Origin of the sequence: Micromonospora zamorensis (assembly GCF_900090275.1) — a bacterium.
Lineage (GTDB): Bacteria > Actinomycetota > Actinomycetes > Mycobacteriales > Micromonosporaceae > Micromonospora > Micromonospora zamorensis.
Map to the genome: position 1 here is coordinate 2,500,241 of NZ_LT607755.1, position 12,657 is coordinate 2,512,897.

Sequence of the window (12,657 nt, forward strand, 5' to 3'; positions counted from 1 at the left end):
CAGGAGGCGCGCCCGGCGGCGGTGCGGGGCGTACCCGCACCGCCGCCCGGGGGCTCAGCGACGCCGGAAGGACTCGCGGACCGACCCGCCGACCACCGTGCACCACGTGCTCGTGCTGAGCTTGCCGTTGCGGGGCAGGCCGTGCAGCGCCTGGAGGTCCTGCACCGCAGCCCGGGTGGCGTGGTCGTAGGCCCCGGTGACGGTGACCGCGTACCCCTTGGTGGCGAGGATTTCCTGCACCGCCGTGACCGGCGCGCCGGTGGCGTGCTGGTCCAGCTCGGGAACCAAAGTCTCCCAGGTCGGCGTGGTGAGGGTGGCGTCCACGTCCACCGCGATGCCGTTGCGGGCCTGCCAGTCCTGTACGGCCGCCACTGTCGCCGCGTCGAACGTGCCGCTGACCGTCACCGCGTAGCCCCGGAACGCGAGCAGGTGCTGCACCACCCGGACCGAGGGGGAGTTGACGAACCGCCACAGGTCCGGCCAGCGGCGCGCCGGCACGTCGCCCAGCGTCGTGCCGAGGGCGGCGTGCACCCGCCGACGCAGCTCGGGGAACTGCCGGTAGAAGGCGGCGCCCGGGCACTCGGTGGTGCGGAAGTCCCAGTGGCCGAAGATGTCATGGGCGTGCAGCCCGTACTGCCGGCAGATCGCGACGCAGAGCTTGACCAGCGAGTCGGTCAGCGCCTTCGGCGGCGTCTCGCTGACGTAGGTGCCCTCGTTCTCGATGCCGATGGCCCGGCCGTTCTCGCCCGGGCAGTGCGCCGAGATCATCTGGCGGTCGCCGGCTTCGAGGCGCTCCAGGCTGCCCCGGCGACCCTCCAGCACGTAGCCGCCGCGGCTCACCGTGAAGTGCTGGCCGGTGTCCGACCAGCCGTTGCCGTCCATGTGCAGGTCCTGGCACTCGTGGGCCAGTTTGACCGCCTGCTCGCGGGAGTAGTCGGTGACGTTCGGAAACGCCATGTGGTGCACGATGATCTTGTTGGTGGCGATGGCGCTGACCGACAGCGGGTCCTTCGGCGGACGGGCGGCCCACTCGTCGCAGCTGATGATCCAGTCCAGGTCGGCGCCGGGGGCGGCGGCCTGCGCCGAGGTGGGGAAGGCCAGTTCGCTCCCGACGACGGCGACCGTGGCGGCGCCGAGACCGGCTCGCAGCAGTGTCCGGCGATCCACTTCGGAATGGTCGACGTGCATGACATCTCCTCCTGCGGCCGACGGCGGGGGATGAAAAGTAGCTCCAGTGGCCGCACGCACTCCGGAGAATATTGCCAAGACTCGGTGCGCGCCAGAGGTCCGCGTCACCTCATGATCACTTGGGTTTCCGCGACTCGGGTCGGGGGTAGGTCGGGGCTGACCATCCCGGCTGCCCGCATGAAGGAATGACCATATGAGTGACAACGTCAGCGACGCGGTGGGCGACGCCCTCCGATCGGTGATGCTCTTCCTGCCCAAGGCCGTCGCCTTCCTGGCGATCCTGGTGGCGGGATGGCTGATCGCCAAGGCCGTACTGAAGATCGTGGAAAAGGTCCTGGAACGGGTGGGCTTCGACCGCGCCGTCGAACGCGGCGGCATCCGCCGCGCGTTGAGTCGCTCCCGGTACGACGCCAGCGACATCGTCGCGAAGCTCGTCTACTACGGGTTGCTGCTGTTCACCCTGCAACTCGCCTTCGGCATCTGGGGGCCCAACCCGATCTCCGACCTGCTTGGCGCGGTGATCGCGTGGCTGCCGCGCGCGTTCGTCGCGATCGTCATCGTCGTGGTGGCCGCCGCGATCGCCAACGCGGTCAAGGACATCATCAGCGGCGCGCTCGGCGGCCTGTCGTACGGCCGGGTGCTGGCCACCATCGCCTCGGTGTTCATCCTCGGCCTCGGCGTCATCGCCGCGCTGAACCAGATCGGGGTGGCCACCGCGGTCACCACCCCTGTTCTGATCGCGGTGCTGGCCACGATCGGCGGCATCCTCGTCGTCGGGGTCGGCGGTGGCCTCATCCGTCCGATGCAGAATCGTTGGGAGGCGTGGCTGACCCGCGCCGAGCAGGAGTCGCAGCAGATCGCCGCGCACGCCCGCGCCTACCGCGAGGGGCGCCGCGACGCCGAGGCCGAGCTGGCCCGGGCGTCCGCCGCCCCCGCCGAGCCGGCCCGGCCGCCGTTCGTCGCCGACGACCCGGAGCGCACCCAGATGCTGACGCGGCCGACCGACACGGAGGCCACCCAGGTGGTGCGTGCACCCTCCGACCCGGAGGCCACCCAGGTGGTGACCCGCCCGGCCGACTCGGAGGCCACCCAGGTGGTCAGCCGGGGCGGCGACGCGGACACGACCCAGGTGGTCGGCCGGGGCGATGGCGACTCGGACACGACCCAGGTGGTGAGCACCGGCACCGGTGGTGCGGTGCCCGGTCCGCGTACCAGCGACGACAGCGAGACCACCACTGTCATCCCGCCGGTGGACCGGCGCTGACCAGCAGTTGTTGAAGCGGGGCGGGATCGATCGGATCCCGCCCCGCTTCGCGTTGTCCGGCACGCCGAAAGTGCTTTCCGGCGCGGCGGTGCGCGTCTAGCATCGCTGACATGACCTGGCGACATTGATCCAGCAGAGCAGGCCGATCCCGTGGGCCACCAACGGCACCGCACGTCCGGTGTCCGTCTCCACTCCCACGGGAAGGCCCCATGATTCACCTCGCCTCGCGCGTGCCCGACCCGGCGGTCCGTCGCCTGACGGCCACTCTCTACGGGTACGCGTTCCTCAGCGACCTCGTCCTGCTCTACCCGCTGTACGTGGTGTTCTTCGCCGACACCGGGTTGTCGGTGGGGCAGATCTCGTCGCTCTTCGTCATCTGGTCGGCCGCCGGCATCCTGTTCGAGGTGCCATCCGGCGCGTGGGCCGACGTGGTGTCCCGTCGGCTGCTGTTGTGCCTTGCCCCGCTGGTGACCGCCGCCGGGTTCGCACTCTGGGTCCTGCTGCCGTCCTACCCCGCGTTCGCGGTCGGGTTCCTCCTCTGGGGTGCCGGCGGAGCGCTCGTCTCCGGTGCCCTGGAGGCGCTGGTCTGGACCGAGTTGGACCGGCTCGGCGCGGTCGGCCGGTACGCCCGGGTGCTCGGGCGCGCGCGGACGGCCGGTGTGCTGGGCGTGGTGGTCTCCGGAGTGCTCGCCGGCCCGGTGCTCGCCGTCGGCGGTTACCCGGCGGTCGGCGCGGCCAGCGTGCTGGCCTGTCTGCTCGCCACGATCGTCGCCGCCCGGTTCCCGGAGCATCGCCCACCAGCCGACGCGAGCACCCCGACACCGGACGACGAGGGCGACCTGGGTTGGTGCGACACACTGCGGGCCGGAGTGACGCAGATCCGCACCCGCCCTCCGGTGCGGTCAGCCGTGCTGCTGGTCGCCGTGGTCGCCGCCGACTGGGGCGCCCTGGACGAGTACTCCCCGCTGCTGGCCCTGGACACCGGTGTGCGGGCGGAGGTCGTACCGCTGCTGCTCCTGCTGCTCTGGGCCGGGGTGACAGTTGGCGGGCTGCTCGCCGGAGTGGGGGAGCGGCTGGGCCGCCGGGGTTACGCCGCTCTGCTGGGCCTGGTCGGTGTCGGGTTGGCCGGTGGCGCGTTGACCGGGCGACCGGCCGGCTTCGTGCTGCTCGCGCTGGGGTTCGGTGCCGGGCAGTTGGCCACCGTGCTGGCCGACGCGCGGCTCCAGGCCAGGATCACCGGCAACAGCCGCGCCACCGTCACGTCGCTGGCCGGGATGGCCACCGACCTGCTGATCATCGCGACGTACGCCGGTTATGGCCTCCTGGCCACAGTGGTCGGCAACGCGGTGGCGTTCGCGGCGACAGCCGGCCCGTACCTCGTGCTGGGCCTGGTGCTGTTGACCCGGCGGCGCCCGACGGTCGTGCCCGCCAGCAGTACGGCGGCTGCGGCGCACGGCCCGCGATGACCGGGGAGCCGGCGGCGGCCGACGTGGCCGCCGCCGGCCCTCGCTCAGCTGGACAGGTGCAGGAACGACCACTGGTGGCCGTCGAGGTCGCGGAAACCGCGCATGTACATCGGCCCGTTGGCCATGCCGGGCCCGAGCGACTGCCCGCCGGCGACCGCCGCCCGGTCGACCTGCTCGTCGACCTGCTCGCGGCTCTGCGCCGACAGCCCGACGACGACCTCCCGGCTGGTCTCCGTGTCGGTGGCGGCGACACCGGTGTACGACTCGAAGCCGGAGCGGAGGTGCAGCACCAGGCGGGTGCTGTCGGAGATGGTGAACACCATGGTGTCCCCGTCCAGGTCGGCCTGGTCAGCGGTGAACCCGAGCGCCCGGTAGAACTCGGCGGCAGTGGTCAGGTCGCGCACCGGCAGGTTGATGAACGTCATGGTCATCGGTTGTCTCCGTTCGACTCGAGCAGTGCCTTCAACGCGGCGAGCCGCTCCCGCCAGTACGCCTTCAGCTCGGCGGCCTGCTCGGCTCCGGTCAGCTTCTCGTGCAGCACGCTGACCCGGGCCTTCGACTCGCCGACAGCGTCGAAGCCGACGACGATCCGGGTGGGACCACCGGCCCAGTCGGCCCGGAAGGTGCGGGGCGCGGTGGTGGTGCGGACGCGTACCTCGATGTCGGGCAGCCACCTGGCGCGTGCCGTCTCGTCGGCGAACGCCTCGTACAGTCGCGCCGCCGGCACCGCCACCGTCCGGCTGGCAGCGGCCGAGAAGCCCCCGTCGCGTTGCTGACCGGGCGCGCGCAGGCCACGCGCCTGCTCGTACCCGACGGTGATGGTCTGTGACCACCAGCCCGGCACGTCGTGCTCGGTGACCAGGTGGCGGGCGATCTGGGTGTGGGTCCGCTCGGTGGCGGCCGTGGCGTCGAGCAGGGCGAACCACTCGGCCCAACCACGGCCGGTCCGGGCGCGGATCAGGTCGTCGGCGATCCGCTCGGTCTGCGCCGCGGCGGGCGCGGGAGACGGCGCCGGGGGCGGCTCGGTTGCCGGCTCGGTGGCCTTGTTGATCAGGTGTCGGCGGGCGGTGGTGTAGCTCTCGCCGGTCTTCTCCATCCGGGTGCGGACCCGGGTCTTGAACGATCTCTGGTTGGTCATCACATGCTCCCGGTCAACGGCACGGTCACCGGGACCCACGCTCCCGCCGACCCCGCCGCAGTGGGGCATGTGGCACCACGTCCCGAGGGCTCAGGGCCCCCTTTGCCTCCGCGTTGCCGGCGGCGTGAGCGCCGGGAGGGAGGTGCGGCGCAGGACTACGCCAAGGAGATCCTACGCCAATCCGCCCGTCAGGGCTGGTCACCGTCGAGGTAGACCCACCGGCCGTCCTCGCGGACGAACCGGCTGTGTTCGGTCAGGGTGCCGGGCCGTCCCGCGTCCCGGTAGTGGGCGTGGAACGTCACAGTGCCGGCGGCGTCGAGCAGGCCGCCCCGCTCGGTCTCGACGATCTCCAGTCGGGTCCACCGCTGCCCCGGGTCCAACTCCAGGGAGGCGGGCCGGGTCGAGGAGTGCCAGCTGCGCAGCAGGTAGCCGGTGTCGCCGAGGGCGAAGGCGCTGAACCGGGAGCGCATCAGCGCCTCGGCCGTCCCTGCCGGGCTGTCGCCGCTGTGCGCCGGGGCGCAGCAGTCCGCGTACGCCTGGCCGGAGCCGCACGGGCAGGCCCGTCCCGTCGTCGTGTTCGCCCGTCGGCGTCCCGCACCCTTACCCACGTCGTCATCCTGCCCCACCGCCGGGCGTCGATCGGCGACGACTCCCGCCGGTCGGTGCGGTCGGGGCCGGCCGGGGCGATCAGAGCCAGCCGGAGCGGCGGAACAGCCGGTACAGGAACAGGGCCGCTGCCGCCATCAGGGCGAGGGCACCGGCGTAGCCGTAGCGCCAGGCCAGCTCCGGCATGTGGTCGAAGTTCATGCCGTAGATGCCGGCGATGCCGGTCTGGGTGGCCGCGATGGCCGCCCATGCCGCGATCTTGCGCATGTCGTTGTTCTGTTCCACGGCGAGCTGCGCCAGTCGCGACTGGACGATCGAGGTGAGCAGGTCGTCGTACGCGGCCACCCGGTCCACCGCCCTGCTCAACCGGCCGTCCACGTCCACGAACCAGCGGTGCAGGGCGCGCGGCGGGCCGTCGGGGTCGAGCAGCGTACGCATCGGCGCCTGCAACGGCAGGACCGCCCGCTTGAACTCCACCACCTCCCGTTTGAGCTGGTAGATGTGCTGAATGTCGGCCCTGCGGTCGCGGGCGAACACCGCCTCCTCGACCCGTTCCAGGTCCCGTTCCACGTGCCCGGCCACCTCCAGGTAGGAGTCGACCATCCGGGCGCAGACCGCGTACGCCACCGCCCACGGGCCGGCGGCCAGCAGCGTGGGGCGGCCCTCGATGTCGGCGCGGACGGTGCGCAGAGCCCCGGCGGCGCCGTGCCGCACGGTGATGGCGAACCGGTCCCCGAGCAGCACCATCACGTCCCCGGTGTCGATCACCTCGGAGGTGTCGGTCAGCTCGGCGTGCTCCACGTACCCGGCGGTGCGCAGCACCAGCAGCGTGACCGACCCGTGGCGTTGCACTGTGGGGCGGTGCCCGTCGGCGAGCGCCTGTTCGACGGTCAGCTCGTCCAGGCCGAAGGTGCGGCCCACCGCGGCGAGCACGGCCGGGCCCGGGTCGTGCAGTCCCAGCCACACGAAGGCGTCGCGACCGTGCCGCGCGCGGGCGTACGCGTCGTCGTAGTGCGGTCGACCGGGCTCGCGCCGACCGTTGACGTAGACGGCGCAGTCGACCACGGCGTCCGGATTGGACCGGCGGGGGTTGGGGGCGACGGCCTCGGGCCGGCCGAGCAGTCGACGGGCCAGCGCGCGTACGCCCTGACCGGCCCGGTCCCGTACCGGTCGCTGATCCACCACGTGCCTCCCCGTCGCCCGCGCACCGCCCCGGTCGCGGTGTGCTCGCAGGGGATGGTGCCACCGCATTCTGCCGAGCAGGGTCCGGCTCCCGACAGCGGGGCGGGTGGCTCAGGCCGTGCGGGTGGCGAAGACGACGATGTTGTCGACGTAGTTGCCGGTCGAGGCGTCGAACCGGCCGCCGCAGGTGATGAGGCGCAGCCCGGCCGCGTCCGCCGGGCCGTAGACCAGCGTGCTGGGAAAGCGGTCCTTGGGGTACGCCTGGACGTCGTCCACTGTGAACGTGGCGACCTGCGCGTCGGCGCGGGTGACCTGGATCTGCTCACCGGCGCGCAGCCGACCGAGGTCGAAGAAGACCGCCGGGCCGGCCGGTGAGTCGACGTGTCCCACCAGGACGGCGTTGCCGGTCTCGCCGGGGCTCACCCCGTGCCGGTACCAGCCGGCGAGGGTGGGTTTGTCCAGTGGCGGCACCTCCAGCACCCCGGCGGCGTCCGCGCCGACACCGACGACCTCGGCGCGTACACCGATGGCGGTGATCTGCACCCGGACCGGCGCGGCGCGTGACAGCGGCGCCAGGTCCGGTGCGGGATGGGTGCGTCGCGGCGCGTCGGCCGGCGGTCGTGGTGGCCGCGCCGGGTCGGCGGTGAGGCCGACGGTGATCAGCCCCAGCCCGGTCACGCCGAGCAGGGCCACCACGGCCGGTAGGGTCCGCCGCCACCACACGTGGTCACCTCCGCGCTGGATCGTCCGGGTGCCCGCGCCGGTGTCACCGGTGCGGGCACCCGTCCTCAGGGATGGAGCAGTCGCCGATCAGGCGACAGTGGACACCGGACGTCGCCGGCGGATCAGGATCACCGCGCCGGCCAGGGCGGTGCCGAGCAGCGTGCCGCCGGCGGCCAGGGTGCCGGTGTCGCGGCTGTCGCCGCCGGAACCGGCGGGTGCGCCGCCGATCGGGGTGACGGCGAACGTGGCCGTGCCGGCCGAGCTGCCGTCGCCACAGGTCGCCGCGACCGTGTACGTGCCCAGGGTGAACCCGGCGGTGAAGAGTTCGGCGCTGAGCCCGCCGCCGGCCGCGGCCGTGGTGGATCGGACGTTCTGGTCGCGGTTGGGGCCGGTGACCCGGAAGAGGGCGTCACCCGACTTCGGGTTGCAGGTCGTCGCGGTGAGCACGACGGTCCCACCGACCGGGGTGGTGGCCGGTGACACCGTGGTGTCGGCCAGTGCGGCGCCTGGCAGCAGGAGCGTGCCGAGGCCCACGCCGAGCGCCGCCGAGCAGAGTGCTGTTGAGACCTTCATACGCGTCTTCCCTCACTTTTCGTCCGCTGACTGCGTGGGACGTCGTTCGGGTGGCCAACTCCGTGACTAGCACCGGTGTGCCCAACACTAGGTGGGTTGGGCCCACGATCAGGTGAAAATGAGAATTCCTCGTTGCCGTCACGTGTCCACCCGAAGGCGGGGAGAGCTGCGGAAAGGCCCGGACGGCCCGACCGGCACCGGTGCTCCGATCGATGTCCGCTCCGCCCGGGCTGTCGCCGCTGGGTCGATGGCGAGGTATGGCGTCGGCTGTCCAGGACCGGGCGGGCTGAACCCGGTCGGCCGGCGGGTTACGCGGGGATCGTCTCGCCGGTCTCCAGCAGGGTCTTGAGGCTGGCCAGCAGCTCCGGCCAGCCGCCGCTGCCATCGAGTTGGCCGCTGATCGCCCGGTGCATCTCGCTGTCGGGGGAGAAGTCGTCGTGGACGACGGTCAGCCGGACGGCCGCGTCGCCGTGTGGCTCGATCTCGAAGGTCACCTTCGACCGGCGCTCACCGAGCCGGGCGGCCAGTTGCTCGGGTGACCAGCCGAAGTGCTCGGCGTGCTCCGGCTGGAAGCCGTGCCAGCTGTACGACAGGCGACGGTACGGCTCGGCGACGAGCACCCGCTGACCGAGATCGCGTGGCTCGCCGTCCGGCGTGTCCTGCCACAGCACCGGAGACCCGACCTGCCAGTCGGACGCCAGAGCGACCCCGCCCCAGTAGCGGCGGGTGAAGGCCGGTTCGATGAGCGCGGCCCAGAGCCGCTGCGGGGTGGTCCTGACGTAGGTGGTGTAGACGAACGCGGGACTCTCCATGGACTGTCGCTCCAATGCGGTGCTCAGGTCGGCGAGCGCGGCGGCTCGCTCGCGGTCGTATCGGCTGAGCCATCTGTCGGCGATGGCGTTGATCGGCGCGGCGTTGAGGTAGTGCACCTTCTCCCGCCCGCGCCGAATGCTTGTGACGAGGTGGGCCGCCTCCAGCACCGCGAGGTGCTTGCTGACCGCCTGTCGACTCGTCGCCAACCCGTCACAGAGCTCCCGCAGGGTCTGGCCATTGCGGTCGTTGAGCCGGTCAAGCAGCCGACGCCGGCTGGGATCGGCCAGCGCCCGGAACGCGTCGTCCATCGGCCCTCCGTAAAAAGCAACCAAGCGGTTGCCTGTCAAAATAGGCAACCAGGCGGTTGTCTGTCAACACGGTCGAGCTTCTGCCGCTCGGATAAATCCGGGTGGAGGCGGGGGAGGCGCTGATAGGTTCGCTCGCCGTGACACAGGACAACACGACGGCCGGCCTGGGAACGGTGTTCGCCCGCCTCTGGGCGGCCAGCACCCTCTCGGCCCTGGGCAGCGGGCTGGCCACCGTCGCCGCACCGCTGTTCGTCGCCTCGCGTACCGACGATCCGCTCGTGGTGGCCGCGGCGTCCGCCGTGGCCTGGCTGCCGTGGTTGCTCTTCGCCCTGCCGGGCGGCGTGCTGGTGGACCGGATGGACCGACGCCGCCTGATGATCATCATCGACCTGGTCCGGGTGGTCGCGCTCGCCGTCCTGGCCACGGCGATCATGAGCGGTCGGGCCGGGGTGGTGCTGCTGTACGTGGTGCTGTTCGTGGTCAACACCGGTGAGATCGTGTTCCGCTCGGCCAGCCAGGCGATGTTGCCGACAGTGGTGCCCCGGCACCGCCTGGAGCGCGCCAACGGTTGGCTCGGCGGTGGCACCACCCTCATGAACGGGATGCTCGCCGGCCCGCTCGGCGGGTTCCTGTTCGCGCTCTCGGCGGGCAGCCCGTTCCTCGTCAACGCCGTCACGTACGCCCTCAGCGCGGTGCTGGTGGCGCTGATCGGCGGTGACTTCCGGGCCGCCGCGACCGACTCCCGCGTACGGTCGACCCGATCGATGCGCGCCGAGATCGTCGAAGGGCTGCGCTGGCTGGCCCACCAGCGGTTGTTGCGCACGATGGCCGTGCTGATCGGCCTGCTCAACGTGACCCTCACCGCAGCGCTCGCCGTGCTCGTGCTGCTCGCCGCCGAGCGGCTGCGACTCGGGTCCGTCGGTTACGGGCTGCTGTTCACCTGCATGGCCGTCGGCGGGGTGCTCGGCGCGCTCCTCGGCGACCGGCTCATCGCCTGGATCAGCCCCACCTGGACGATCCGGGTCGGTCTGCTGATCGAGGCGGGGTTGCACCTGGCGCTGGCCGCCTCGCGCAGCACCATCGTGGTCGGGATCGCGCTCTTCGCCTTCGGCGTGCACAGCGCACTGTGGAACATCGTGGCGAACTCCCTGCGCCAACGACTCACCCCACCGACACTGCAGGGACGGGTCGCCAGCACGACCCTCTTCGTGGCGGCGGGGGGCAACTGCGTCGGCGCACTGCTCGGCGGGCTGCTCGCCGCCCGGTTCGGCATCACCGCGCCGTACTGGGTCGGGTTGGTGGTGGCCATCGGCGTCTCCTTGGCCACCTGGCGGGTCTTCGACCGCGCGACGGTGGCACGCGCCGACGCCGATCCGCCCCTGGTCGACCAGCGGCCCACGCCGGTGCCCTGAGCGCTGTGCCGGGTGGCGGCGCGCGGCCGCCCGCGGCGGTGTGGCAGCGTGGTGCGGTGACCGATTCCGCGCCGCTCGATGTCGACCTCGCGCTGCTCGGCGGTGGCGGCGCGGCGTCGTTGCTGCTCGCCGCACTGGACCGGCACGATGTGCGGGACCTGCGCATCGCCGTCGTCGATCCGGTCCGCCGGCGCGGTCAGGACCGCACCTGGGCGTTCTGGGGCCACCCGGGCACCGATCTGGACCCGCTGCTCAGCGCGAGCTGGCAGCAGGTCGAGGTGGCGACGACGGCCCGGCGCCGCGTCCTGGACCTGACCCCACTGAGGTACGCCATGCTCCGCTCCGGCCCGGTCTACGACCGGGCTGCCGCAGCCGAGCGCCGGCTGGACGCCACCCGGATCGTCGCACCCGCCGAGACGGTGACCGACGACGGCACACGGGTGCTGGTGCGCACCGGCGACGGGCAGACCGTACGGGCCGGCTGGGTGCTCGACTCCCGCCCCCGCCCACCGGCGCGAGCGGGGCGGACCACCTGGTTGCAGCACTTCCGCGGCTGGTGGTTGGAGGCCGACCGGCCCGTCTTCGACCCGGCGCGCGCGGTGCTGATGGACTTCCGCACCCCGCAACCGCCCCGGGGCGTCTCCTTCGGCTACGTGCTGCCGGTGAGCGACAGGTACGCCCTGGTCGAGTACACCGAGTTCTCGCCCGACCTGCTCACCGACGCCGGGTACGACGCGGCGCTGGCCGGCTACCGGGACCTGCTCGGCCTGGACCCTGCCGGGCTGCGCGTGCGCGAGGTGGAGAACGGGGTGATCCCGATGACCGACGCGCCGTTCCCGGCCCGGCCCTCACCCCGGGTGGTCCGGCTCGGTACGGCCGGTGGTGCGACCCGCCCCTCCACCGGCTTCACCTTCTCCGCCATGTACCGACAGGCCGACCAGGTGGCCCGTGCCCTCGCGGCGGGACGACCACCGGTGCCGCAGGCGGCCTACCCGCGCCGGCACCGTTGGATGGACGCGGTGGCCCTTCGGGCGCTGGACCGGGGCGGGGTCGGCGGTCCGGACTTCTTCGACCGGCTCTTCGACCGCAACCCGGCCGAGCGGGTGCTGCGCTTCCTCGACGGCGTCACCACCCCGGCCGAGGAGGTCGCGATCATGAACTCGACCCGGCTGCTGCCGATGATCGCCGCCACCGCTGGCGACGCGGCGCACCGCGTCCGCGACCGGCTGCGCCCGACCCGCCCGGCGCCGGCCGTCCCGCCCGCCGTGGTGGGCGACCCGCTGGGCTCGGAGCCCGGCGCGGGTGGAGCACCCCGTCCGACCTGACCGGCGTCGTCCTGACCTGACCGGCGTCGTCTCCTGCGCCGCCTGTCGAGCTGCCCCGGGAGTGGGGCACCGTGTGCGGGGCCGCAGTCTCGACGCCGGCATTGTGTGCGGTGCGCCGCCTCGGCGCGCCGGCCCCCCGAGAGGGGAGGACGAGGTCACCGCCCGGTAGGTTGCCGGGCATGGTGGACGCAGCGGCCGGCAGGGGCGTGCAGATCTGGACCGACGGGGCGTGCAGTGGCAACCCCGGGCCGGGCGGTTGGGGCGCGCTGTTGCGCTACGGCGACCACGAGCGGGAGTTGTGCGGTGGCGAGGCCACCCCGACCACCAACAACCGGATGGAGCTGATGGCGGCCATCCAGGCGTTGGAGAGCCTGAACCGGCCGGTCACCGTCGAGCTGCACACCGACAGCACGTACGTGCGCAACGGCATCACCAGTTGGCTGGCGTCCTGGAAGCGCAACGGTTGGCTGACCGCCGCGAAGCAGCCGGTGAAGAACGCCGACCTGTGGCAGCGGCTGGAGGCGGCCTGCGAGCGGCACCAGGTCACCTGGCTGTGGGTCAAGGGGCACAACGGTCACCCGGAGAACGAGCGGGCCGACGGGCTGGCCAACAAGGGCATGACGGAGGCGCGAGCCGCACTGGCCAGCCGCTGAGCCGGG

General features: G+C 72.5%; 13 protein-coding genes. 5 read left to right on the plus strand and 8 right to left on the minus strand.

Annotated elements, in window-relative coordinates; genetic code table 11:
- Nucleotides 1–54 precede the first annotated feature (54 nt).
- Complete coding sequence (locus GA0070619_RS10620; protein ID WP_088947900.1) at nt 55–1,188, minus strand: peptidoglycan recognition protein family protein; 1,134 nt, start codon at nt 1,186–1,188, stop codon at nt 55–57.
- A 193-nt stretch (nt 1,189–1,381) separates the two neighbouring features.
- Here GA0070619_RS10620 and GA0070619_RS10625 point away from each other — a divergent pair, with 193 nt between their 5' ends.
- The gene (locus tag GA0070619_RS10625) at nt 1,382–2,452 is read left to right on the plus strand and encodes a mechanosensitive ion channel family protein (protein WP_088947901.1); all 1,071 of its coding nucleotides are present in this window, start codon (nt 1,382–1,384) and stop codon (nt 2,450–2,452) included.
- A gap of 209 nt (nt 2,453–2,661) precedes the next feature.
- Nucleotides 2,662–3,918 (plus strand): MFS transporter, encoded by a 1,257-nt coding sequence (locus tag GA0070619_RS10630; RefSeq protein WP_088947902.1) that lies wholly within the window; start codon nt 2,662–2,664, stop codon nt 3,916–3,918.
- Between the two features lie 44 nt (nt 3,919–3,962).
- Here the strand turns inward: GA0070619_RS10630 and GA0070619_RS10635 are convergent, their stop codons facing one another.
- The 7 genes from GA0070619_RS10635 to GA0070619_RS10665 form a co-directional block, all read right to left on the minus strand.
- Nucleotides 3,963–4,349 carry a VOC family protein gene (locus tag GA0070619_RS10635; RefSeq protein ID WP_088947903.1) on the minus strand — a complete coding sequence of 129 codons (387 nt, stop codon included), beginning with the start codon at nt 4,347–4,349 and terminating at the stop codon, nt 3,963–3,965.
- Nucleotides 4,346–5,056 carry a hypothetical protein gene (locus tag GA0070619_RS10640; RefSeq protein WP_172862023.1) on the minus strand — a complete coding sequence of 237 codons (711 nt, stop codon included), beginning with the start codon at nt 5,054–5,056 and terminating at the stop codon, nt 4,346–4,348. The genes GA0070619_RS10635 and GA0070619_RS10640 overlap by 4 nt, the downstream gene beginning before the upstream one ends.
- A gap of 188 nt (nt 5,057–5,244) precedes the next feature.
- Nucleotides 5,245–5,664: a YchJ family protein gene (locus GA0070619_RS10645; protein WP_088951707.1), complete on the minus strand. Its 420-nt coding sequence runs from the start codon at nt 5,662–5,664 to the stop codon at nt 5,245–5,247.
- 79 nt (nt 5,665–5,743) lie between these two features.
- A complete protein-coding gene (locus GA0070619_RS10650) occupies nt 5,744–6,844 on the minus strand; it encodes a magnesium and cobalt transport protein CorA (protein ID WP_088951708.1) in 1,101 nt (366 codons plus the stop codon).
- Nucleotides 6,845–6,955: 111 nt separating this feature from the next.
- Complete coding sequence (locus tag GA0070619_RS10655; protein ID WP_088947904.1) at nt 6,956–7,567, minus strand: class F sortase; 612 nt, start codon at nt 7,565–7,567, stop codon at nt 6,956–6,958.
- 87 nt (nt 7,568–7,654) lie between these two features.
- On the minus strand, nt 7,655–8,140 hold the full coding sequence (locus GA0070619_RS10660; protein WP_088947905.1) for a hypothetical protein: 486 nt from the start codon (nt 8,138–8,140) through the stop codon (nt 7,655–7,657).
- A 308-nt stretch (nt 8,141–8,448) separates the two neighbouring features.
- On the minus strand, nt 8,449–9,261 hold the full coding sequence (locus GA0070619_RS10665) for an ArsR/SmtB family transcription factor (protein ID WP_088947906.1): 813 nt from the start codon (nt 9,259–9,261) through the stop codon (nt 8,449–8,451).
- 137 nt (nt 9,262–9,398) lie between these two features.
- On the opposite strand from GA0070619_RS10665, the gene GA0070619_RS10670 reads away from it, so the two are divergent.
- The 3 genes from GA0070619_RS10670 (at nt 9,399) to rnhA (ending at nt 12,651) form a co-directional block, all read left to right on the plus strand.
- Nucleotides 9,399–10,673, plus strand: coding sequence for an MFS transporter (locus tag GA0070619_RS10670; RefSeq protein WP_231927368.1), 1,275 nt, complete (start codon nt 9,399–9,401; stop codon nt 10,671–10,673).
- Between the two features lie 38 nt (nt 10,674–10,711).
- Nucleotides 10,712–11,998, plus strand: coding sequence for a lycopene cyclase family protein (locus GA0070619_RS10675; protein ID WP_412769106.1), 1,287 nt, complete (start codon nt 10,712–10,714; stop codon nt 11,996–11,998).
- Between the two features lie 179 nt (nt 11,999–12,177).
- Nucleotides 12,178–12,651, plus strand: coding sequence for a ribonuclease HI (gene rnhA / locus GA0070619_RS10680; protein ID WP_088947908.1), 474 nt, complete (start codon nt 12,178–12,180; stop codon nt 12,649–12,651).
- Nucleotides 12,652–12,657 lie beyond the last annotated feature (6 nt).